The organism is Paraburkholderia sp. MM5384-R2 (genome assembly GCF_014201025.1).
Classification (GTDB): domain Bacteria; phylum Pseudomonadota; class Gammaproteobacteria; order Burkholderiales; family Burkholderiaceae; genus Paraburkholderia; species Paraburkholderia tuberum.
This window is the reverse complement of record NZ_JACHDI010000002.1, coordinates 38,249-60,190: the sequence shown is the minus strand read 5'-3', so window position 1 is coordinate 60,190 and position 21,942 is coordinate 38,249. Positions and strand designations below refer to the sequence as shown.

Genomic DNA, 21,942 nt, shown 5'->3' with positions numbered 1-21,942 from the left:
TCATTGCGTCGGCTCGTCCAGCATCGCGTTCCATCCGAAAGACGTCGCCGTGCAAAGTCAAGCCGCGATTGCGCCGATGGTCGGCGTTGAAAGCACGATGGGATCACCGCAATCGATGATGCAATTCTAGGAGAGCCGAACCTTCTGAACGCTTTCAGCCACTGCGCGTTCCGATGGGGGTTTTCCATGGGCACAACCGGCGGCCGCCGAATTTGCTGCCTACACGGAGTCTTGCCGATTGCAACGCTGTCGTGCTTGCGCGGATAGTCGGGCCCTCTCATGGAAATCCCCTAAATGCAGGTCCTCGCCGTGAAAGCTGGGGGAAGGGTTCGCGCTTCGACAATCGCGCCATCGATGCAAACAGGCAGCCATTCGCCGCCAACAATAAAGGAGACTATCGATGCAACCGAAGTTCAGTGTGTTTCGTCATATTGCTGTCGCTTCCAGCCTGTTGTTCAGCCTTGCCTCGCAGCACGCGGCAGCCGCGGATAGCGGCAAGATCACGATCATGGTGGGCGGTATCACCAAGCTGATCTACCTGCCGGCTCGCCTGACCGAACAGCTCGGCTACTTCAAGGACGAGGGGCTCGACGTTGAATTGCTGTCGCAGCCTGCCGGCGTCGATGCTGAAAACGAACTGCTGGCCGGTGCCGTTCAGGCTGTCGTCGGGTTCTACGACCATACGATCGATCTGCAAACGAAGGGCAAGGACGTCAAGGCAATCGTCGTGTTCGGGCAAGTGCCGGGCGAGGTCGAAATGGTCTCGACCAAAGCGGCCGAAACGATCAAATCGATGGCGGACGTGAAGGGCAAGACGCTTGGTGTGACTGGCCTGGGTTCTTCAACCAGCTTCCTGACGCAGTACCTTGCCGGACAGCATGGCATTCAGTCCACTGAATACACGATGCTGCCGGTGGGCGCCGACGCCAGCTTCATCGCGGCGATCAAGCAAGGCCGCATCGACGCCGGCATGACGACTGAACCGACCGTCTCGGCATTGCAAAAGTCCGGCGACGCGAGGGTGCTCGTCGACATGCGCTCGGTCGAAGGCACGAAGGCGGCATTGGGCGGCACCTATCCGGCGTCGAGTCTCTACGTGCAGGCTGCATGGGCCGATTCGCACAAGGCCGAGGCGACTAAGCTCGCGCATGCATTCGTTCGCACGATGCAGTTCATCCACACGCATAGCGCAGAAGAAATCGCTGGGAAGATGCCCGACGATTATCAGAAAGACAAGCCGCTCTACGTGAGCGCACTGCGGGCGTCGCTGCCGATGTACACAGCGGACGGCAAGATGCCGGCCGACGGTCCGACCACGGTGCTCAAGGTGCTATCGGCGTTCAATCCGTCGGTCAAGGGCAAGCATGTCGAGTTGGGCAAAACGTATACGAACGAGTTTGTCAGCGCCAAATAGGTCGTAGCCGGCTGGCGCGTTACCGCGGTCGTCCGCAGGGACGTGAGCAAATTTGTCCCGTAGTGGTCGATAGACGTCCAGGCGTCGCTTCCAAGCCTGTTCCGGCACAGCAGTAGTCCGAATTATTGCTGCGAGCGTCATTGCGCATATCGGTAGAGTCACTGAGTTGCATGAATGACACAGGAAAGGAACGTGAAGGATTCGGGTAACTAGCATGATGAACATTCGCATACCGAAGCGGTTGCCGGGACCTCGAAAGGGAGGCAGCCGTGAGTAGGGAAAACACAATTTCAACGCAGTTGTCTGAGGAGACGATCTTGAAGAAAAAGTATCTTTCGCTGGCTGTCGCGCTCAGCGCACTCGGGGTAGGCGGCGCACACGCGCAGTCGAGCGTGCAGCTTTACGGCCTGATGGACCTGAGCTTCCCGACTTATCGGACGCATGCTGATGCGAACGGCAATCATGTCATCGGCATGGGCAACGACGGCGAACCCTGGTTCAGCGGCAGCCGCTGGGGCATGCAGGGTGCAGAGGACATCGGCGGTGGTTCCAAGATCATCTTCCGGCTCGAGAGCGAATTCGTCGTGGCCAACGGCCAAATGGAAGATCCGGGTCAGATTTTCGACCGTGACGCATGGGTCGGTATTGAGAACGACACGTTCGGCAAGATTACGGCAGGCTTCCAGAACACCATCGCACGCGATGCAGCGGCGATTTATGGCGATCCGTATGGCAGCGCGAAGCTGAGGTACGAAGAAGGTGGCTGGACGAATTCGAACAACTTCAAGCAGATGATTTTCTACGCGGCCAGCGCGACCGGCACGCGTTATAACAACGGCGTCGCGTGGAAGAAGCTGTTCAGCAACGGCATCTTCGCGAGTGCGGGTTACGCGTTCGGCAACTCGACGAGTTTTGGCTCCAACGCCAACTATCAGGCTGCGCTGGGCTATAACGGCGGCCCGTTCAACGTGTCGGGCTTCTATAGCCACGTGAACCGCGAAGGCAACACGAACCAGTCGTTTTCGGTCGGCGGCAACTATACGTTCGGTATTCTGCGCGCCAATGCAGGGTACTTCCGCTACCTCGGCAATCAGGGCGCGCTGGGTCAGCGTCAGGATAATGCGTGGACCGTGTCGCTCAAGCTGTCGCCGAAGGGGCCGCTCGATTATCAGCTCGGCTATCAGCAGATGCGTGTGAAGAATGCCGCGTACAACGCCGACGGCGATATTCCGAACGCGAACATCGGCGCCTTCGATCCGACCTCGGGCTTGCACAACGGTTACAAGGAAACGCTGTACTGGTCGGCGTTTTATCACCTGTCCAAGCGCACTGAAGTGTATCTGGCCGGCGACTATATGAGGCTGCATGGCGGCTATACGGTCGGCACCACGTTCGGCGCGACCAACCAGCTCGAACTGACCACGGGTGTGCGTACCCGATTCTGATCGGGAACACAGCCTCGCAGCGCATCCGTTTCAACGATGTTCTCCAGCTTGCGGCCGCGGACATTTCCGCGGCCGCTTTTTCATTTCATCAGGCGAGGGAGAGGCATGTTCGGCAATACGACTATCAGAACCGCGCTCAGCGTGACCATCGCGGGCTACACCGCCGCGTTGATGTTCGTGATCGCGATGTCCGTCGCTGGTTTGAAGACCACCAACGCGGCGCTCGAGAAGATGTATACCGAAGAGACCGTTGCGATGCGCCACATCGCCGCGAGCGGGGAGGCGCTGCTGAATGTGCGCGTCGATCTCGGCGCCTACGAAACGCTCGTGGCACAGGGAAAGCCCACCGATGCGGTGCTCGCTCGCGTCCACACTGGGCTCGCGCACAGCGATCGCGAACTGGCGGCCTATCTCGCGCAGCCTGCGTCGGACGACGACGAGAAGGCGCTGACCGACGCGCTGCGCGCAAAGCGCGAGCAGTTGCTGAAACAGGTGCTTTTGCCCGAAGTCACGGCGCTCGATCAGAACGATTTCATCACGTTCCGGACCACGGAACGGCAGGCGCCCGATGCGGTGTTCAGCGACTATAAACATGCCGAATCTGCGCTCGAGAACTTCCAGATGCAGCACGCGGAAGCACGCTTTACCTCGGCGCAGCAGCACTTTCGCCTGCTGTGCTGGGTGTTCGCTGCAATCGGGCTGGTCGCGCTGGTGCTTGGCCTCTGCACGCGCTTCATGGTGAAAGCAGCGATTCTTCGACCGATCGACGCGGTAATCCAGCACTTCGAACGAATCGCGGCCGGCGACCTCACTGGGCAGATCGGCGGCGTGCGCGCCAACGAAATGGGTCGCCTGATGGGCGCGCTGGCCGGCATGCAGCAGAGTCTCGTTGGCGCGGTCAGCCAGGTTCGTTTCGGCACGGCGGCAATCGCACAGGGTGTGCGCGAGATCGCGAGCGGCAATGCCGATCTGTCGGCGCGCACCGAACAGCAGGCGGCGACGCTGGAGCAGACCGCCGCGAGTATGGAGGAATTGACGGCGACGGTCAGGCAGAACGCCGATAACGCGCGCGAGGCCAATACGCTCGCTGAAAACGCGTCGCAAACCGCGGCGCGTGGCGGCGAAGTGGTCGATCAGGTGATCGACCTGATCGCCGACATGTCGTCGGGCTCGAACAGGATCGTCGACATTATTGGTGCGATCGAAGGTATCGCTTTTCAGACCAACATACTTGCACTGAATGCCGCCGTGGAAGCCGCGCGAGCCGGCGACGAAGGGCGTGGATTCGCCGTGGTGGCGGGTGAAGTGCGTGCTTTGGCGCAGCGCTCGGCGGCCGCGGCGAAAGAGATCAGGGAACTGATCGTCGGCTCGGTGGCGAAGGTCGAGAATGGATCCGAACTGGCGATTCGCGCCGGCGCGACCATGTCGGAGATCGTTGGCGCGGCGCGCAACGTGACCCGTATCGTGAGCGAAATCAGCGTGGCTTCGGAAGAACAGTCACGAGGCATCGAGCAGATCAGCCGCGCGGTCACGCACATGGACAAGGCGACCCAGCAGAATGCCGCGCTCGTCGAGCAGGCTGCGGCTGCCGCGGCGTCGCTGGAGGAGCAGGCGGGCGCGCTCGACGGCGCGGTCGCGGTGTTCCGGATGAGCGAGCCGCTCGCGTCTTCCAGCGAGCCAACCGGGAAGCGGCCTGAGCTGGTTGTCACACTTTCGCCCGCGTGCGCATGACGGTGCGCACGCGATCGCAGCGCAACCTGTACGGCAATTGCAGGTCCAACCGCAAAACAGTGATGTACGTGGAGGTGCAACATGGACACTCGAGCGATGCTGCGCCGCGTTGCGACCGGTTTGCTCGCCGGGATGGTTCTCTTTGGCTTAAGTGGTTGCGATGCGTTGAGCGGACCGCCCGCGCCAGAATGGCCGGGGCCTCACGCACCGTATCCCTTCCCTGACGATGTCCCGCATCGAACGCAGTGATTCGAACACGTGCAGCTCGCGCGGGCTGGCGGCGAAAGCGCGCTCTGACGACGTTACGGCGGCTGCAAGGTGCCGTCTTTCAGCCGCGTCTGCGTCCACGTCGTTACCGGGTTGTCGCATGGATATTTCGCTGCCTCGGCTTCATCGATGTCCACGCCCAGCCCCGGTCTGTCGTTCGCGTACTCATATCCGTTGCGGAATTCGGGCAGGCCGGGAAACACGTCCGGCAATGCTGCTCTTGGCCCCTTGAGTTCCTGAATCACGAAGTTGGGCGGCTCGGTGCCGGACCATTCCTGCACACCGAAATTGGGCGACGCCAGATCGATATGGATAATGGCTGCTTGCGGGCGTAAGGGTGTCTTGCCGGCGGCCGGCTGTTGTCGTGTTATCCGCCCGCGCGGTTCTGCATTCAAAGGACGGCCAGCCAGCCGCCGTCGACGTAGATGATCTGGCCGTTCACGTAGCTCGATGCCGCGGAGGCGAGATAGACCGCGGTGCCGACGAGTTCTTCTGGCTTGCCCCAGCGTTGCGCGGGATTGCTGCTCCTGACCCACGCGTCGAACGTTGCGTTCTCGACCAGCGGCTGGTTCATGTCGGTCAGGATGTAACCGGGACCGATCGCGTTCGCCTGGATGTTCGACGCTGCCCATTCGGCACTCATCGCCCGGGTCAGCATCTTGATGCCGCCCTTGGCCGCCGTGTACGGGCCGACGCTCGCGCGTGCGGCTTCGCTCGTCAGCGAGCCGATGTTGATGATCTTGCCGCCGGTGCCGCGCGCGATCATGCGCCGCGCAGCCTCCCTTGCGACGATGAATGCGCTGGTCAGATTGGTGTCGATCACGCGCTGCCAGTCGCTCAGTTCGAGTTCAACGAGCGGCTTGCGAAACTGGATGCCGGCGTTGTTGATGACGATGTCGATCTGCACGCCGTCGTGATCCCATTGCGCGAAGGCGGCCGCGACGGCCTGTTCGTCCGTCACGTCGAACGCGCGGCCTCGTGCGTCGTGTCCCTGGTCGGCGAGCCGCTTTGCCGCGGCGGCAACCGTATCGGCCTGCGTGCCGTTCAGGATCACACGCGCACCTGCCATCGCGAGGCCCTCGGCCAATGCAAAGCCGATGCCGCGTGTCGAGCCGGTGACAAGCGCCGTGCGCCCGCTCAGATCGAATAGTGAAGTCATTGCTTGTATCTCTCTCGATAACCAGACTGTCGCCATCAGGTTCACCCAAGGAACCGCTAGTCGACGGGGTCAATTTTCAGTCGCGCGAACAGCTCTTGCATACGACTACCGATGCAAGAATCCAGGAGCTTTTATCACCGCGCTGTGAGAAAAAATCGCGGCGACCCGGTGTTTACGCCTATGTCGTCGCGCCCTTTCGCGATGGTCTACTCATCACACCAGTTTGACCATCCATCACAGCGGGAGGACTCGTGAACGTTGCAGATACGACGGCCGTCGAACGGTCGGTCATTCGAAAGGTGTCGTGGCGACTCGTACCGTTCGTCGCTCTGATGTTCTTCGTCAACTTTCTCGACCGGACCGCGATCTCGTTCGCCGGACCCAACGGGATGAGCAAGGATCTCGGCCTCAGTGCCGCCCAGTTCGGCCTCGCGGCCGGGGTGTTCTTCGTCGGCTATATCGTGCTGGAGATTCCCAGCAATCTCGCTCTGCACAAATTCGGCGCCCGTCGCTGGCTCGCCCGCATCATGGTGACCTGGGGCATCGTGTCGTTGCTGTTCACGTGGGTAAGCAGCGTGAGCGGTCTGTATACGCTGCGCTTTCTGCTCGGCGTGACCGAGGCCGGCTTCTTCCCGGGCGCGATCCTGTTCCTGAGCATGTGGGTGCCGGCGAGGCACCGCAGTCATATCCTCGCACTGTTCTATCTCGCGCAGCCGCTGACGATCGTGATCGGCGCGCCGCTCGCCGCCTTGCTGATCGGTGCACACGGTCTGTTCGGGCTGGCCGGCTGGCGCATCATGTTCTTCGGCGTCGCGATCCCCGCGATTCTGATCGGCGTGGTCGCCTGGTTCTATCTGACCGACAAGCCGTCGCAGGCTAGCTGGCTGAGCGCCGCCGAGCGCGACTGGCTCAGCACGGAACTCGAAGCCGAGGAACAGCAGAAGGGCGCAAAAGCCGCGCTCGCGCAGCACGGCAATCCGCTCGCCGCGTTGACCAACGGCCGCGTGTGGATGTTCTCGCTGATGTACTTCGGCCTGATCTATGGCCTGTATGCGCTGGCGTTCTTCCTGCCGACCATCATAGGCGGCTTCGAGACGCGCTTCGGCACCCACTTCAACGTGTTCCAGAAGGGCTTGATCACCGCGATTCCGTATCTGCCGGCGGCGCTCGTGCTGTTCCTGTGGAGCCGCGATGCCACGCGGCGCGGCGTGCGCTCGTGGCACATCGCGGTGCCGTCGCTGATCGGCGCACTGAGCGTGCCGCTTGCGCTGCAGATGGGCTCGCCTACCGCGAGCATCGCGGTCATCACCGTCACGGCCTGCGCGATCTTCGCCGCGCTGCCGAATTTCTGGGCGCTGCCCGCGCGCTTCCTGTCGGGCGCGGCGGCCGCGGCGGGCATCGCCCTGATCAACACGGTCGGCAATATCGCGGGCTTTGCCGCGCCGTACATCACCGGTGTCGCGAAGGACATGAGCGGCTCGTATCAACTGCCGATGCTGATCGTCGGCGCGATGATGCTGATGTCTACCGTGCTCGCGCTGGCGATTGGCCGCACGAGTACCCGCGCGTCGCTCGAGCCGGCGCAAGCGCACTGACGTTCACCGATTGCGATTCACCGATTCACGTTCCCGGGGCCACGCGTTCCGGCTCACATCGACTGCTGAAGGAGAGTTGGAATGAAGGAGAAGATTGCATTGTTCGGCGCGGGCGGGAAGATGGGCGTGCGCCTGTCGAGTAACCTGCTCAAGTCGGACTACCGTGTCGCGCACGTCGAACCGGGCGCGGCGGGACAGAAGCGTCTGAAGGACGAACTCGGCATCGACGTGGTCGCGGCGGATGCCGCGCTGGACGGCGCCGACGTCGTGATTCTCGCGGTGCCCGATACGCTGATCGGCAAGCTGAGCCATGAAATCGCGCCGAAGCTGCGCCCCGGCACGATGGTGATGACGCTCGATGCGGCCGCGCCGTTCGCCGGCCATCTGCCGGATCGCAAAGACCTGACGTACTTCGTCGCGCATCCGTGCCATCCGGTCATCTTCAACTACGACACGGACGAAAAGTCGCTGCACGATCACTTCGGTGGCGCGCACGCGAAGCAGTCGGTCGTCAGCGCGCTGATGCAGGGCCCGGAGGAAGCATTCGATCTCGGCGAAGCAGTCGCGAAGGTGATCTATGCACCGATTCTGCGTTCGTATCGCTTGAGCGTCGATCAGATGGCGATTCTCGAACCCGGTCTGTCGGAAACGATTTGCGCGACGCTGCTATCCGTGATGCGCGAGGCGATGGACGAGACCGTGAAACGCGGCGTTCCGGAGCAGGCCGCGCGCGACTTCCTGCTCGGCCATATGAACATTCTGGCCGCGGTGATCTTCAACGAGATTCCCGGCGCGTTCTCCGATGCATGCAATAAGGCGATCGAGTTCGGCAAACCGCGTCTGATGCGCGATGACTGGAAGAACGTGTTCGACCGCGCCGAGATCGCCGAGAGCATTCGCCGCATTACGTGACCGATCAGACGCTGAACACTGCGCTGGAGTGCTGACAAATATGAGCGAAGCCATCCACGCTCGCTGGCCGGACGGCCTGCTGCTCGCCTACTACGGCGACGACTTCACCGGCTCGACCGACGCGATGGAAGCGATGAGCGCCGCCGGCGTGCCCACGCTGCTGTGTCTCGACGCGCCCACGCCCGAACTGCTCGCGCGCTTTCCGGGCGTACGTTGCGTGGGGCTCGCCGGATCGTCGCGCGGGCGCAGTCCGCAGTGGATGGACGACGAGTTGCCGCGCGCGTTTGCGAGCCTCGCCGCGCTCGGCGCGCCGATCCTCCAATACAAGGTCTGCTCGACTTTCGATTCGTCGCCGGAGACCGGTTCGATTGGCCGCGCGATCGATATCGGCGTGCAGCACATGCGGGGCAGATGGTCGCCGATGGTGGTCGGCGCGCCGCGTCTGAAGCGTTATCAGGCGTTCGGCAACCTGTTCGCAGCGGTCGATGGCATCGGTTATCGGCTCGATCGTCATCCGACCATGTCGCGCCATCCCGTCACGCCGATGAACGAAGCCGACCTGCGCATGCATCTGGCGCGGCAGACGCGACGCGGTATCGAGCTCATCGACTTCGTGCAGCTCGCCGCGCCCGATGCCGCCGCGAAGTTGCACACGCTGATGCGGGACGATCCCGCCGTCGTGCTGATCGACGTCCTCGACGAGGCATCGCTCGCCGCGGCTGGGCGCCTCGTCTGGGAAGAGCGCGGCGCGGGCGTCTTCACTGCGTCGTCGTCGGGCTTGGAGTATGCGCTCGCCGCGCACTGGCGCGCGACCGGGCTCGTGCCGGCAACGCCCTCTCTGCCTGTGGCCGGTTCCGTCGATGCGATCGCCGCCGTCAGCGGCAGCTGCTCGCCGGTCACGGCCGGGCAGATCCGCTGGGCGCGCGAGCATGGTTTTCGCGTCGAGCGGCTCGATCTGCGGCGCGCGCTGGATGCCAATACGCGCTACGCCGAAATCGAGCGCGCGGTGCAGGTAGCCGTCGACGCGCTGTCGCGCAGCCAAAGTTCGCTCGTGTTCAGCGCGGAGGGTCCGGACGATCCCGACGTGCTCGGCTTTGACGACCTCGCCGCACGCGTGTCGCTCACGCGCGCGCAGGCGGCGCGGCGCGTCGGTGAGGCGCTCGCCGACGTGATGCTGCGCACGCTCGAACGCACGGCGGTGTCGCGCGTGGTGGTGGCGGGCGGCGACAGCTCGGGTGAAGTGGCGAGCCGGCTCGGCATCTCGGCGTTGAGCGTCGCCGCGGGCATGGCGCCCGGCTCGCCGCTGTGCCGCGCATGGTCGGACGATCCGGCGCGCGACGGCCTCGAAATCGCGCTGAAGGGCGGCCAGGTCGGCGCGGCGTCGTTCTTCGGTTCGGTGCGCGCGGGGCGGCTTCTGGAATAATGTTGGTTTCTTCGACGCGAGTCATCGACGCGAGCAACAGGAATGGCCGAAACGATTCAGCGGCGCAAGCTATATCAGGAAGTGCTGGAGCGGCTGATGGAGCGCATCCAGTCGGGCCAGGTCGCGCCCGGCGAGCAACTGCCATCGGAGCGCGAGCTGATGGAAACCTACGGCGTGGGCAGGCCGGCTATCCGCGAGGCGCTGCAAACGCTCGAACGCGCGGGCATCGTCGAAATCGCGCACGGCGAGCGCGCGCGGGTCGTCGTGCCCACAGCGCAAAGCCTGATCGCGCAGATCGCGGTCGGCACGATGCATCTGCTGCGCACGCAGCCGGACATGCTCGATCACCTGAAATCAGCGCGTCTCTTTCTGGAAACCGGCACTGCCAGGATGGCCGCCGAGCGCGCGAGCGACGCCGATATCGAGCGCCTGCGCGCGAAGGTGCGGGAACAACGCGCGGCGCTCGCGGACCGCGATGCGTTTGTCGAGTGCGATATGGCGTTTCATCGTGAGATCGCATTGATCACCGGCAATCCGATCTACCCGTCCATCGTCGAATCGATCTTCCTCTGGGCCGCCGAATACTACCGGCCGATGGTGCGCGCGCCCGGCGCCGAGCAGCTGACGCTCGCCGAGCACGAACGTATCGTCGAGGCCATCGCGCGCCATGACGGCGAGGCGGCCGCGCAAGCGATGCACGCCCATCTGAGCCGCGCCAACGCGTTGTACGGCAAGCTGATTCTGTCGTAACGCGGCGCGCTAGTCGGACCGCTCAACCTCGCGCGTGCACGTGCGCGGCGCCGCGCGCGTCAGCGTTGTCCGTCGTCGCCAGAAACGCGGTCATCTCTTTCAGACTTTCGTTCATCTCCGCAGTCAGCCATTGCTCCAGCTGCTTGACCTCCGCATGCGCGCGCAGATGCGGCGCGACCCATAGCACCAGCTGACGCGGCCCGCGCACGAAGCCGAACGGCGCGCACAGCTTGCCGGAGATCAGGTCGTTCATCACCAGCATCTGCGGCACGAGCGCGATGCCCAGGCCGCACACGGCCGCCTGAATCAGCAGATAAAAGTGATCGTAAGCGCCGGCCGCTTCCTCCGGCATCGCCTCGACTCCGGTCGCGCTAAACCAGTCGGACCACGCTTCCGGGCGCGTTCTGGTCGACAGCAGCGCCGCCCGTTCGAGATCGCGTGGCGTCGCGAGGCCATGCTCCTTTGCATACGCGGGCGAGCAGACCGGGCCGATCCATTCGTCCATCAGTTGGCGCGTGAGCGCGTCTTTCGGCGGTTCGATCGTGTTCGCGCGGATCGCCACGCTGATCTTGTCACGCACGAAATCGATCTGGTCGTAGTTCATGTTGAACTGCAATTCCGTCTGCGGATAACGCTGATGAAAGCCCGCAATACGCGGAATCAGCCAATACATCATCACCGACGCCGAGCACGACAACGTCAGCGGTTCGGGCTTTAGCTGCTCGATGCTCGCATCGATCAGATTGAACGCGGCGCTCAGCCCCTCGGCGAGGCGCGCGCCTTCGGGCGTCGGATCGGATGCCTGGGCGGAACGCACGATCAGCGTGAGGCCGAGCGTTTCTTCCAGCGTTTTGATCTGCCGGCTGATCGCGCCGTGCGTCACGCACAGTTCGTGCGCGGCGAGCGTCATGCTGCGCAACCGGGCAACGGCTTCGAACGCGCGCAACGCGTTCAGGGAGGGGCGGGGGGTGTGCATGAATGTCTCCTTGTCCGTCGAGGGGAGCCCTGTCGGCGCGGAATCCTTGTACGTGATTTTTCTGGTTCGTATGAGATTTTCTCACAGCTTGCCGAGAACAAATCGATTGTCCCGCCGTTCCCGCGTGACTACAGTGCATTCACAAACAAGACGAATGCACACATTCGAACAGTCCTCGCCGGGCCTCGGCGACGGGTCGAAATTCAGGAGACAGACATGCAACTCAGAACGCTCGCCGCCTCGCTCGGCGCACTCGCGCTCGTATCGACGCTCGCGCCGAACGCCGTCGCGTCACCGGACAAACCGGTGATCGCGCTGGCCAATGCCTACTACGGCAACACCTGGCGGCATCAGATGGTCGACTCGTTCGACGCGGCCGCAAAGCAGGCCAAACAGGAAGGCAAGATCGCCGACTACATCGTCGTCAACGGCGACGGCTCGGTCGCGCAGCAGAACAGTCAGCTGGCCGAACTGATCCTCAAGAAAGTCGATGCGATCGCCGTCGACGCGGCCTCCGAGACCGCGGTGAACGGGATGATCCAGAAGGCCTGTCAGGCCGGCATCAAGGTCGTGTCGTTCGACTCGGTCGCAAGCTCGCCGTGCAACTACCAACTGAACTTCGACTTCACCGGCTACAAGAAGCAGGAAGCCGAGTGGGTGATGAAAAAGATCGGCGGCAAGGGCAACGTGATCCAGGTGCGCGGCGTGAAGGGCTCGGCACCGGACAACGACATGTACAACGCGCAGGTCGAGGTGCTGAAGCACTATCCGGACGTCAAGGTCGTCGCGACCGTTTACGGGCAGGCGACCGCGTCGGTCGCGCAGTCGGCGATCGCCAACGTGCTGCCGAGTCTGCCGCACGTCGACGCGGTGCTCGGTCAGGGCGGCAGCGACGACTTCGGCATCGCCCAGGCGTTCGAGCAGTACGGCGGCCAGTACAAGGACAGGATGCCGGTGATCGAAGGCGGCGGCAGCACCGACTTCATCAAATGGTGGGACGCGCAGAACAGGAAGAACGGCTACACGACGATCTCGATGAACACGACGCCCGGCATCGGCGCGGCGGCGTTCTATCTGAGCCTGTCGCTCGTGAAGGGCGCGCAGCCGCCGAAGAAGATGATCATGCCGGTGGCCACCGTCACTCAGGACAACCTGAAGGACTTCGTGAACAGCCCGTCGGGGATGATCATCAGCCCCACCTACACGCAGGTCTGGGTCGACAAGAATCTGCTGGCCAGCAAGTAACGCGGAGGAAGCGTGATGAACCGCGAGGATACGGTGCAGTTGCAGAACCGCGCGCGGCTCATCGTCCGCGCCAGCAATCTGACCAAGGTTTATGGGCCGACGCGCGCCAACGACGACATTTCGCTCGCGGTGAACTGCGGCGACGTGATCGGCCTGGTCGGCGGCAACGGCGCCGGCAAAAGCACGCTGATGCGCATGCTGTGCGGCACCACGCCGCCCGACTCGGGCACGATCGACTTCGGCGACGAAGCGCCGGCGGGCAGCGCCTACGAGGCGGGAATTGCGCAGCGGCGCGGGATTCGCATCGTGCATCAGGAGCTGTCGCTGTGCTCGAACCTGTCGGTCGCCGAGAACTTCTATCTGGAAGCGCCGGAAGCTGCGCGGTCGCGGCCTGGCTGGCGCCGCGTCTATCGTGAGCGCGCGCGCGCCGCGCTCGACGCGGTGTTCCCCGGCCACGGCATCGACGTGGACGCCGAAGCGGGGCAATTGCCGATCGGCGAGCGGCAGATGGTCGAGATCGCCCGCACGGTCGCAGCGCCTCACGTGAAGCTCGTGATCCTCGACGAGCCGACCTCGTCGCTCGGACTGGAGCGCAGCCGGCAACTGCGTGCCTACATCCATGCGAAGGCACTCGAAGGGCTCGCGTTCATTTTCATCAGCCACAAGCTGCACGAGATCGTCGACGTGGCGACGCGCGTGGTGCTGTTGCGCAATGGCCGGCTCGAATGGCAAGGCCCGGTCGCCGATGCGTCGGTGCCGGTGCTCGTGCGCTTGATGGGCGGCGAAGCCGCCGCCGCGCTGCGCGAGGCGAGCGACGCGCCGACTGCCGAGGGCAAGACGGGCGCGACCGCCGGTGTCTGCCTGCGCCTCGTCGGCGGTGCGGCCGGCAGCACCGCGATCGAGCTGCGGCGCGGCCAGATCGTCGGGCTCGCGGGTCTCGAAGGCAGCGGCCAGAAAGAGGTGCTGCACCAGATTTTCGCGGCCGCGCGACGCGATGCGCTCAAGGTCGAGCGCATCGGCGCGGTCAGCTTCGTGTCGGGCGACCGCCAGCGCGAGGGCGTGTTTCCGCTGTGGACGGTGCTCTCCAACGTTTCGATCGGCAGTCTTGCGGCGGGCTCGCCGTTTCGCCTCGTCACGCCGGCGGCCGAGCGCGACATCGCAGCTGACGCCGCAGCGCAGTTGCGGCTGGATGCGAGCCGTTTCGCGTCGGGCATCCTCGATCTGAGCGGCGGCAATCAGCAGAAGGCGCTGATGGCCCGCGCGCTGGTTTCCGACGCACCGATCGTGCTGCTCGACGATCCGACGCGCGGTGTCGACATCGCGGCCAAGCGCGACTTCTACCGGCTCGTCGCCGAGGTCGCGCGCTCGGGCCGGCTGGTGCTGTGGCATTCGACCGAAGACCTCGAATTTCTCGAATGCGACCGGGTGCTCGTGTTCGCCGGCGGCCGCGTGGTGCGCGAGCTGGACGGCACGGGCATCAGCGAGCAGGCCATCGTCGATGCGTCGTTCGTGCAGCCGTCCGGCATGGCCGCCGCGTCCGCCACGTCGCGCGTGGGGACTGGCGCGCTCGCTCGCCGCGTCGTGCAGATGGCGCCGTTCATCAGTCTCGCGCTCGTATTCGCCGCGATGATTCTCGCGAACCCCGCCACCGCTGGTGTGTTCGGCCTCGATCTGCTGCTCGGCCCGGCTTTGCCGCTCGTGCTGGTCGCGCTTGGGCAGATGTTCGTGATCGGCGGCAGTGAGATCGACCTCGGCGCGGGTGCGTTCGCGGGGCTCGTGAATGTATTGAGCGCGACGCTGCTGTTCGACCAGCCGGCGCTCGGCGTGCTCAGCCTCGTCGCCGCGATGGCGACCTACAGTGCACTCGGCTGGCTGATCCAGGCGCGGCGGATTCCGGCCATCGTGATCACGCTCGGTGCGTCGTTCATCTGGATGGGCATCGGCCACACGCTGCAACCGACGCCGGGCGGCGCGAGCCCCGCCTGGCTGTCGGCGCTGTTCACGTGGCAGGTGCCGGGCGTGCCGACTTCGCTGGTGCTGATCGTCGTCGCCGGTCTCGCCGCCTGGATGCTCGACCGTTCGCCGCTCGGCGTCACGCTGCGCGCGTTCGGCAACAACCCGGTCGCGATGGCGCGCGCCGGCTGGTCCGCGCCGCGCTATGCAGCGGTGCGTTACATGCTCGCGGCCGCCTTCATCGTCACCGCGGGCCTCGCGCTCACCGCGATCAACACCGCGAGCGACGTCAATGCCGGGTCGAGCTATACGCTGCTCGGCGTTGCGGGTGTCGTGATCGGCGGCTGCAGCCTGATGGGCGGACGCATCTCGCCGGCCGGCGTGGTGGCCGGCTCGGTCGCGCTCGCCCTGATCGGCGCGCTGCTCGGCACGCTGAACGTCAGCTCCGATTTCAACGCGGCCGTGCAGGGTGCGCTGCTGGTCGTGATCCTCGCGCTGCGTGCGCTGGTCACCCGTAACGGGAGTGAAGAATGAAGCGCTCGACTTCGACACAACTGGCGGACTGGACCGCGCGCAACCGCTGGGCGTGGGCCGCGCTTGCCGTCGTGCTGCTGTGGCTGACGCTGTCGGTCGTGACCAGAAATTTCAGCGTCAGCTCGCTGTCGGGCGTCGCGGTATCAAGTTCCTTTCTCGCGCTGTGCGCGCTCGGCCAGATGGCGGTGGTGACCACTGGGCGCGGCAACATCGATCTGTCGATCGCGAGCGTGATGACGCTGTCCGCCTATCTCGCGCTGATCGTGATCGGTGGCAGCGACGCGCGGCTCGTGGCCGGCGTCGCGGCGACGCTCGGACTCGGTCTCGCGGTCGGCGCGGTGAACGCGGCGCTGGTCGTGCTGTGCCGGATTCCGGCGATCATCGCGACGCTGGCCACAGGCTACATCCTCGCGAGCGCGACGCTGCTCGCCAATCGCGCGATCCCCGGCTTCAAGGTCGCGCCCGCGATTCACTTCATCGCGACCGGCCGGATCGGCGCGATGCCGGTGATCGTGCTGGTCGCGATCGGCGTGACCGCGCTGTTTTGCGTGACCCTCAGATACACCGCGTACGGCCGCATGTTGTCCGCGGTCGGACAGAACGTGCGCGCCGCGCGTCTCGCCGGCGTACGCACAGCGCGCGTGACCGCGAGCGCGTTCTTCACCAGCTCGGTGCTGGCCGCGGTGGCGGGTCTGCTGCTGGGCGGCTACGTGGGCGGCGCGTTCCTCGAAATGGGCCAGCCTTATCTGTTGCAATCGCTCGGCGCGGTGGTGCTCGGCGGCTCGGCGACGCCGCTCGGTACGCTGATCGGCAGCATGCTGCTGGTGCTGGTCGTCACGACGATGCAGATCGCGGGCCTGCCGCCGGGCATCCAGGATGTGGTGCAGGGCGTCGTGATCATCACCGTGCTCGCGCTGGCGGGTGGCGGCGCGCTGCGCCGCTCGATCCGCAAAGCTCGCTCGGCCACGCCGCCGGCGAGTGGCGGCATGACGCGGCCGGCGGCTTGAGCGGCGCTCTGGAGCGACCTGGCTATGTCAGAGCGTGACTTTCTCGAACTCGACGAACGCTTCAGCCGCTGCGTGCGGCGCAGCGAGCACGTGCACCGGCTATACAGCGGCTGCCGTTGGGCCGAAGGACCGGTGTACGTGCCGGCGGGCCGCTATCTGCTGTGGAGCGATATCCCGAACGATCGCGTGCTGCGCTGGGACGAAACCGACGGCCGCGTCAGCGTATTCCTCACGCCAGCGCGCTATGCGAACGGCCACACGCTCGATCGCGAAGGCCGTGTCCTGCGCTGCGAACACGGTTCGCGCTCGCTCACGCGCTCCGAGCACGACGGCAGCGTGACGACGCTCGCGTCTCACCATCAGGGTAAGCGCCTGAACAGCCCGAACGACGCGGTCGTGAAGTCGGACGGTTCGATCTGGTTCTCCGATCCGGCCTACGGCATCGACGACGACTTCGAAGGCCACGCCGCGCCGTCGGAGATCGGCGCGTGCCACGTGTACCGCATCGACGCGCACAGCGGTGAATGCGCGATCGTCGCCGATGACTTCATCCGCCCGAACGGTCTCGCATTCAGCCCGGACGAACAGCGGCTGTATATCGTCGACAGCGGCGTCACCCATGTGAAGGACGGTCCGCGTCATATCCGCGTTTTCGACGTCAGCGGGCACGCGCTGCGCGGCGGCGAGTGGTTCGCCAACTGCACGAACGGCATGTTCGACGGATTGCGTGTCGATAGTGCGGGACGGCTGTGGGCAGGCGCGGCGGACGGCGTGCATTGCTACCACCCGGACGGCACGCTGCTCGGCAAGATCCTTACACCCGAACCCGTCGCGAACGTCGCGTTCGGCGGCCCGCAACACAATCAGCTTTTCATTTGCGCGACCACGTCGCTCTATGCGGTCAGGCTGCCTGTCACCGGCGCACGCAGACCCACCGCTCCATCCGAACACGAATCGTCAAGGAGCACATCGTGACCGAACGCATCCACGCGACCTACTGGCTGGAAACCGGCGTCGACCCGCAAGAGGCCGCCGACGTGATTGCAGGCGAGCAGTCGAGCGGCACCTTCATCGCGCTGCCCAACGAGACGCCGGAACTGAAAGCGCGCGCCGGCGCGCGGGTCGAGCGTCTGGAGCTGCTCGGTCACAGCGACACGCCGGGTCTAAGCGGCGGCGTGCAATCCAAACGCTATACGCAGTGCGTGCTCGAGTTGTCGTGGCCGATCGAAAACTTCGGCGCCTCCCTGCCGAATCTGATGTCGACGATCGCGGGCAACCTGTTCGAGCTGCGCCAGGTGTCAGGCTTGCGGCTCAAAGATCTGCAACTGCCGGCGTCGTTCGCGGCCGCCTATCCGGGGCCCGCGTTCGGCATCGATGGTACTCGCCGGCTGTCGGGGGTCGCGCGCGGCCCGCTGATCGGCACGATCATCAAGCCGAGCGTGGGCTTGTCGCCGCAGGAAACCGCCGAGCAGGTGAAGGAGCTGGTCGCGGGCGGCATCGATTTCATCAAGGATGACGAACTGCAGGGCGATGGTCCGCATTGCCCGTTCGATGAGCGCGTGCGCGCGGTGATGCGGGTCGTCAACGAGCACGGGGAGCGCACCGGCAAGAAGGTGATGGTGGCGTTCAACGTGACCGGCGATCTCGATCAGATGAAGCGCCGTCACGATCTGGTGCTGGCGGAAGGCGGCACCTGCGTGATGGCGGTACTCAACTCAGTCGGCCTTGTCGGGCTGCACGAACTGCGACGCCATAGCCAGTTGCCGATTCATGCGCATCGCGCAGGCTGGGGTTATCTGACCCGATGTGAAGCGTTGGGATGGGACTACGCGCCATGGCAAAAGCTATGGCGGCTCGCGGGCGCGGACCATCTGCACGTGAACGGCCTGCGCAACAAGTTCAGCGAATCGGACGACAGCGTGATCGCGGCCGCTCGCGCGGTGCTCGCGCCGGCGCTGGACGCAGCGCCGATGCGCGCGATGCCGGTGTTCAGTTCGGGCCAGACCGGTTTGCAAGCGTCGGACACGTATGCGGCAATCGGCTGCGCGGATCTGATCCATACGGCGGGTGGCGGCATCTTCGGTCATCCACAGGGCGTTGCCGCGGGCGTCGAGGCATTGCGCGAAGCGTGGATCGCGGCGATGGAAGGCGTGCCGCTCGAGCGTCATGCCGCGCGCAGCCGCGCGCTGGCGGGAGCGCTGGAATTCTGGAAGTGAACAGATGAGCAGATGAGCAAGATGCAGTGCTTGATGTAGCTGTACCCGATAACGAAGTACACAGGAGACAGACCATGAAAGCATCGAAGCCGTTGTTCGCCCTCGCGTTGGCCACCCTGGCGCTCGTCGGTACGACGAGCGCGCAGGCGGCCGACTTGATCGCCATCATCACCCCGTCGCACGACAATCCGTTCTTCAAGGCCGAAGCCGATACCGCGGATGCCCGCGCTAAGGCGCTCGGCTACAGCACCATCGTGCTGGTTCACGACGACGACGCGAACAAGCAGTCGCAACTGGTCGACACCGCGATTGCGCGCGGCGCGAAGGCGATCGTGCTGGATAACGCCGGTTCCGAGGCGTCGATCTCGGCGGTCAGGAAAGCGAAGGACGCGGGCATTCCGGCGTTCCTGATCGACCGCGAAATCAACGCGACCGGCATTGCGGTCGCGCAGATCGTGTCGAATAACTATCAGGGCGCGCAACTCGGCGGCCGGGCATTCGTCAAGGCGCTGGGCGAGAAGGGCAACTACGTCGAGCTGGTCGGGCGCGAGTCCGATATCAACGCGGGCATCCGCTCGAAGGGCTATCACGACGTGATCGATCAGTTCCCGAACCTGAAGATGGTCGAGCGGCAATCGGCGAACTGGAGTCAGACCGAAGCGTATCGGGTGATGGAAACGATCCTGCAGAGCCATCCTGACATCAAAGGCGTGATCGCCGGCAACGACACGATGGCGATGGGGGCGTCGGCCGCGCTGAAAGCGGCAAAGCGGCCGGACGTGATCGTGGTCGGCTTCGACGGCAGCAACGACGTGCGCGACGCGATCAAGCGCGACGAAATCCGCGCGACTGTGCTGCAACCGGCCGCGCTGGCCGCCAACGAAGCGGTCGAACAGGCCGACAAGTATCTGAAGACGGGCTCGACCGGCAAGCCCGAAAAGCAGCTGATCAACTGCACGCTGATCACCAGGGCGAACGCCGGCAAGCTCGACATGTTCGCGCTGCGCTGATCGCAGACCGACGCGAGGATGCCGGGGGGCGCATCCTCGCGCCGCGACATGCTGTTCCATCGGTGTGGCATGAGGTGAACCATGAGAGGTTGCATTGGTGGCGCGCTCATCGTGATCGCAATGAGCGGTGCCTTGACTGGTTGCAAGCTGGTCAAGCATGACGCGCAGGCGTCGAAACATTCGCGCGATGCGTACGCTTCCGCGGGCTACGATCCGAACGCGATGGTCGCGTCGATGTGGGCCGCGAAGATCGTGCCCGACGTCGAGAAACGCGCGACCGACTACCCGGCGTTGCGCGACGCGATCAAGGCGGACCCGGACGCGGCGGGCCGCAAGTACGGCTATCGCGGCAAGGACGACGGCGCGCCGTGGAATTTCCCGACGAAGCTGCACGGCAAGATCGTCGAAGTGGACACGCAGTCGAGCCAGGGCACGGTCGGCGTCGATGTCGACGGCGACGGCAAGGCCGATGTGATCGTCGATGTCGGCCCGACGGTGCTCGGCACCACGCTGCGCGACACGCTCGATTTCATTTCGTTCGAGAGCTTTCGCAATCAGATCGAATATGCGCAGTTCGGCACAGCGCTCAACAGCTATGCGGCGACGCATGTGATGAAGCCGCTGCCGCGCGACGGTCTGAAAGGCAAGGAAATCACCGTGACGGGCGCGTTCTCCTACGACTCGTCGGCGGAACAGCCCGAGGTGGTGCCGCTCGCGATCGCAGTGGGAGACAAATCATGAGCGCGACGCCTGCGCAGGACGAGGCGATTCTGCAGGTCGAGGCGGTGACCAAGGTCTATCCGGGCACCATCGCGCTGAAGGAAGTGAACTTCGCGGTGCGGCGCGCGGCCGTGAACGTGCTGGTCGGCGAAAACGGCGCGGGCAAGTCCACGCTGATGAAGATCATCGCGGGCGCCGAGAAGCCCACCTCGGGGCGGCTGATGCTCGACGGTGCGCCGATCGAGCTGGAAAGCAGCGCGCAAGCGTTGCAGCGGGGCATCGGCATCGTCTATCAGGAACTGAATCTGTTTCCGAACCTGTCGATTGCCGAGAACGTCTTCATCGCGCACGAAATCACGCGTGCCGGTGTCCACATCGACATCGACGCGCAACGGCGGCGTGTGCGTGAGCTGCTCGCGCGTCTCGAACTCGATCTGAGTCCCGACACGCTCGTCGAGGATCTGCGCATCGGCCAGCAGCAACTCGTGGAAATCGCCAAGGCGCTCGCGCATGATGCACGCGTGCTGATTCTCGACGAACCGACTTCGGCACTGAGCGCGGCCGAGGTCGACGTGCTGTTCCGGGTGATCGCCGAGCTGAAAGCGCAAGGCGTCGCGATCGTCTACATCTCGCACCGGCTGGAGGAGCTGATCCGCATCGGCGACTACATCGCGGTGATGCGCGATGGCCGTATCACCGGCCATCAACCGATGGCGCAGGTCGACGTGCCGTGGATCGTGCGTCAGATGGTGGGCCGCGACACCAAGGATTTCTCGCGGCCGATCGGTCATGCGCGCGGCGGCGAGGTGCTGTGCGTGCGCGACGTGTCGCTGCCGGGCAAGACCCACGGCTTCACGGTCGATCATGTATCGCTGACGCTGCATGCCGGGGAAATCGTCGGCATTTACGGGCTGATGGGGGCAGGCCGCTCCGAGTTGTTCGAGTGCATCCTCGGCTGTCACCGCCAAGCGAGCGGGGAGGTCGTGCTCAACGGCAAGCGTCTGCAGGGCAAGCCGGTGTGGGACCGGGTCGCGGCGGGCATCGCACTGATCCCCGAGGATCGCAAGACCGATGCGCTTCTGCCGGTGCTGTCGATCGGCGAGAACATGACGATCGCGAGCCTCTCCGAATTCGCGCGGGGCTTTCACCTCAATTCCGCGCGCGAGCGGCGCACGATCGGCCAGTACATCCGCGAACTCGCGATCAAGGTCGCGGACTGGCGGCTGCCGGTCAGCTCGCTGTCGGGCGGCAATCAGCAGAAGGTGGTGATCGCGCGGGCGCTGATGACCACGCCGACCGTGCTGCTGATGGACGAGCCGAGCCGCGGCATCGATGTCGGCGCGAAGGCGGACATTTTCAAGGTGATGCGCGATCTGGCCGTGAAAGGGCTCGGCATCCTGTTCGTCACGTCGGATCTGGAAGAGGTGATGGCGCTGTCCGATCGCATTCTGGTGATGTCGAACGGGCGACTGACCGCCGAGTTCGACGCGGCAGAGGCGACCCAGCACGCGCTCGTCGCCGCCTCGGCGATCGGGCATCGCACGGCTCAAGCGGGCGCATCCGCCGACACAATCACTGCATGAGG

Annotated in this window: 18 protein-coding genes; 15 read left to right on the top strand and 3 right to left on the bottom strand. The window is 64.7% G+C overall.

Features of this window, described 5'->3' with window-relative positions:
- Positions 1–400 precede the first annotated feature (400 nt).
- From HDG37_RS04195 to HDG37_RS04185, 3 genes are all read left to right on the top strand, one after another.
- Positions 401–1,414 carry an ABC transporter substrate-binding protein gene (locus tag HDG37_RS04195; protein WP_184044608.1) on the top strand — a complete coding sequence of 338 codons (1,014 nt, stop codon included), beginning with the start codon at positions 401–403 and terminating at the stop codon, positions 1,412–1,414.
- A 317-nt stretch (positions 1,415–1,731) separates the two neighbouring features.
- Positions 1,732–2,859, top strand: coding sequence for a porin (locus HDG37_RS04190; RefSeq protein WP_184044606.1), 1,128 nt, complete (start codon positions 1,732–1,734; stop codon positions 2,857–2,859).
- 105 nt (positions 2,860–2,964) lie between these two features.
- On the top strand, positions 2,965–4,590 hold the full coding sequence (locus tag HDG37_RS04185; protein WP_184044605.1) for a methyl-accepting chemotaxis protein: 1,626 nt from the start codon (positions 2,965–2,967) through the stop codon (positions 4,588–4,590).
- Between the two features lie 302 nt (positions 4,591–4,892).
- Here the strand turns inward: HDG37_RS04185 and HDG37_RS04180 are convergent, their stop codons facing one another.
- Both HDG37_RS04180 and HDG37_RS04175 read right to left on the bottom strand, forming a co-directional pair.
- Positions 4,893–5,252: a hypothetical protein gene (locus HDG37_RS04180; RefSeq protein ID WP_260332743.1), complete on the bottom strand. Its 360-nt coding sequence runs from the start codon at positions 5,250–5,252 to the stop codon at positions 4,893–4,895.
- The gene (locus HDG37_RS04175; RefSeq protein ID WP_184044603.1) at positions 5,249–6,016 is read right to left on the bottom strand and encodes an SDR family oxidoreductase; all 768 of its coding nucleotides are present in this window, start codon (positions 6,014–6,016) and stop codon (positions 5,249–5,251) included. The genes HDG37_RS04180 and HDG37_RS04175 overlap by 4 nt, the downstream gene beginning before the upstream one ends.
- Positions 6,017–6,267: 251 nt before the next feature.
- On the opposite strand from HDG37_RS04175, the gene HDG37_RS04170 reads away from it, so the two are divergent.
- The 4 genes from HDG37_RS04170 (at position 6,268) to HDG37_RS04155 (ending at position 10,696) form a co-directional block, all read left to right on the top strand.
- Positions 6,268–7,611 carry an MFS transporter gene (locus tag HDG37_RS04170; RefSeq protein WP_184044601.1) on the top strand — a complete coding sequence of 448 codons (1,344 nt, stop codon included), beginning with the start codon at positions 6,268–6,270 and terminating at the stop codon, positions 7,609–7,611.
- An 81-nt stretch (positions 7,612–7,692) separates the two neighbouring features.
- On the top strand, positions 7,693–8,523 hold the full coding sequence (locus tag HDG37_RS04165) for a phosphogluconate dehydrogenase C-terminal domain-containing protein (protein WP_184044599.1): 831 nt from the start codon (positions 7,693–7,695) through the stop codon (positions 8,521–8,523).
- Positions 8,524–8,563: 40 nt separating this feature from the next.
- Entirely contained in the window at positions 8,564–9,946 is a 1,383-nt protein-coding gene (oiaK, locus tag HDG37_RS04160; protein WP_184044597.1) for a 3-oxo-isoapionate kinase OiaK, read from the top strand.
- Positions 9,947–9,988: 42 nt separating this feature from the next.
- Positions 9,989–10,696, top strand: coding sequence for a transcriptional regulator NanR (locus HDG37_RS04155; protein WP_184044595.1), 708 nt, complete (start codon positions 9,989–9,991; stop codon positions 10,694–10,696).
- A 22-nt stretch (positions 10,697–10,718) separates the two neighbouring features.
- Here the strand turns inward: HDG37_RS04155 and HDG37_RS04150 are convergent, their stop codons facing one another.
- Complete coding sequence (locus HDG37_RS04150) at positions 10,719–11,672, bottom strand: LysR substrate-binding domain-containing protein (RefSeq protein WP_184044593.1); 954 nt, start codon at positions 11,670–11,672, stop codon at positions 10,719–10,721.
- 216 nt (positions 11,673–11,888) lie between these two features.
- Here HDG37_RS04150 and HDG37_RS04145 point away from each other — a divergent pair, with 216 nt between their 5' ends.
- From HDG37_RS04145 to HDG37_RS04110, 8 genes are all read left to right on the top strand, one after another.
- Positions 11,889–12,917, top strand: coding sequence for an ABC transporter substrate-binding protein (locus tag HDG37_RS04145; protein WP_184044592.1), 1,029 nt, complete (start codon positions 11,889–11,891; stop codon positions 12,915–12,917).
- A 15-nt stretch (positions 12,918–12,932) separates the two neighbouring features.
- A complete protein-coding gene (locus HDG37_RS04140) occupies positions 12,933–15,404 on the top strand; it encodes an ATP-binding cassette domain-containing protein (RefSeq protein WP_184044590.1) in 2,472 nt (823 codons plus the stop codon).
- The gene (locus HDG37_RS04135; RefSeq protein WP_184044588.1) at positions 15,401–16,411 is read left to right on the top strand and encodes an ABC transporter permease; all 1,011 of its coding nucleotides are present in this window, start codon (positions 15,401–15,403) and stop codon (positions 16,409–16,411) included. The genes HDG37_RS04140 and HDG37_RS04135 overlap by 4 nt, the downstream gene beginning before the upstream one ends.
- Positions 16,412–16,435: 24 nt before the next feature.
- The gene (locus HDG37_RS04130; RefSeq protein ID WP_184044586.1) at positions 16,436–17,386 is read left to right on the top strand and encodes an SMP-30/gluconolactonase/LRE family protein; all 951 of its coding nucleotides are present in this window, start codon (positions 16,436–16,438) and stop codon (positions 17,384–17,386) included.
- Positions 17,383–18,627, top strand: coding sequence for a ribulose-bisphosphate carboxylase large subunit family protein (locus HDG37_RS04125; RefSeq protein ID WP_184044584.1), 1,245 nt, complete (start codon positions 17,383–17,385; stop codon positions 18,625–18,627). The genes HDG37_RS04130 and HDG37_RS04125 overlap by 4 nt, the downstream gene beginning before the upstream one ends.
- Positions 18,628–18,701: 74 nt before the next feature.
- Positions 18,702–19,637 (top strand): D-ribose ABC transporter substrate-binding protein, encoded by a 936-nt coding sequence (locus HDG37_RS04120; RefSeq protein ID WP_184044582.1) that lies wholly within the window; start codon positions 18,702–18,704, stop codon positions 19,635–19,637.
- Between the two features lie 81 nt (positions 19,638–19,718).
- Positions 19,719–20,378, top strand: a complete 660-nt coding sequence (locus tag HDG37_RS04115; RefSeq protein ID WP_184044580.1) for a DUF2291 family protein — start codon at positions 19,719–19,721, stop codon at positions 20,376–20,378.
- The gene (locus HDG37_RS04110) at positions 20,375–21,940 is read left to right on the top strand and encodes a sugar ABC transporter ATP-binding protein (protein WP_184044578.1); all 1,566 of its coding nucleotides are present in this window, start codon (positions 20,375–20,377) and stop codon (positions 21,938–21,940) included. Before HDG37_RS04115 ends, HDG37_RS04110 begins: the two co-directional genes overlap by 4 nt.
- Positions 21,941–21,942 lie beyond the last annotated feature (2 nt).

Bases quoted from the DNA above. Each gene is read 5' to 3' on its own strand.
- HDG37_RS04115 (WP_184044580.1), top strand. From the start codon at position 19,719: ATGAGAGGTTGCATTGGTGGCGCGCTCATCGTGATCGCAATGAGCGGT.
- HDG37_RS04185 (WP_184044605.1), top strand. From the start codon at position 2,965: ATGTTCGGCAATACGACTATCAGAACCGCGCTCAGCGTGACCATCGCG.
- HDG37_RS04120 (WP_184044582.1), top strand. From the start codon at position 18,702: ATGAAAGCATCGAAGCCGTTGTTCGCCCTCGCGTTGGCCACCCTGGCG.
- HDG37_RS04175 (WP_184044603.1), bottom strand. From the start codon at position 6,016: ATGACTTCACTATTCGATCTGAGCGGGCGCACGGCGCTTGTCACCGGC.
- HDG37_RS04110 (WP_184044578.1), top strand. From the start codon at position 20,375: ATGAGCGCGACGCCTGCGCAGGACGAGGCGATTCTGCAGGTCGAGGCG.
- HDG37_RS04195 (WP_184044608.1), top strand. From the start codon at position 401: ATGCAACCGAAGTTCAGTGTGTTTCGTCATATTGCTGTCGCTTCCAGC.
- HDG37_RS04130 (WP_184044586.1), top strand. From the start codon at position 16,436: ATGTCAGAGCGTGACTTTCTCGAACTCGACGAACGCTTCAGCCGCTGC.
- oiaK (WP_184044597.1), top strand. From the start codon at position 8,564: ATGAGCGAAGCCATCCACGCTCGCTGGCCGGACGGCCTGCTGCTCGCC.
- HDG37_RS04145 (WP_184044592.1), top strand. From the start codon at position 11,889: ATGCAACTCAGAACGCTCGCCGCCTCGCTCGGCGCACTCGCGCTCGTA.
- HDG37_RS04165 (WP_184044599.1), top strand. From the start codon at position 7,693: ATGAAGGAGAAGATTGCATTGTTCGGCGCGGGCGGGAAGATGGGCGTG.
- HDG37_RS04155 (WP_184044595.1), top strand. From the start codon at position 9,989: ATGGCCGAAACGATTCAGCGGCGCAAGCTATATCAGGAAGTGCTGGAG.
- HDG37_RS04140 (WP_184044590.1), top strand. From the start codon at position 12,933: ATGAACCGCGAGGATACGGTGCAGTTGCAGAACCGCGCGCGGCTCATC.
- HDG37_RS04150 (WP_184044593.1), bottom strand. From the start codon at position 11,672: ATGCACACCCCCCGCCCCTCCCTGAACGCGTTGCGCGCGTTCGAAGCC.
- HDG37_RS04135 (WP_184044588.1), top strand. From the start codon at position 15,401: ATGAAGCGCTCGACTTCGACACAACTGGCGGACTGGACCGCGCGCAAC.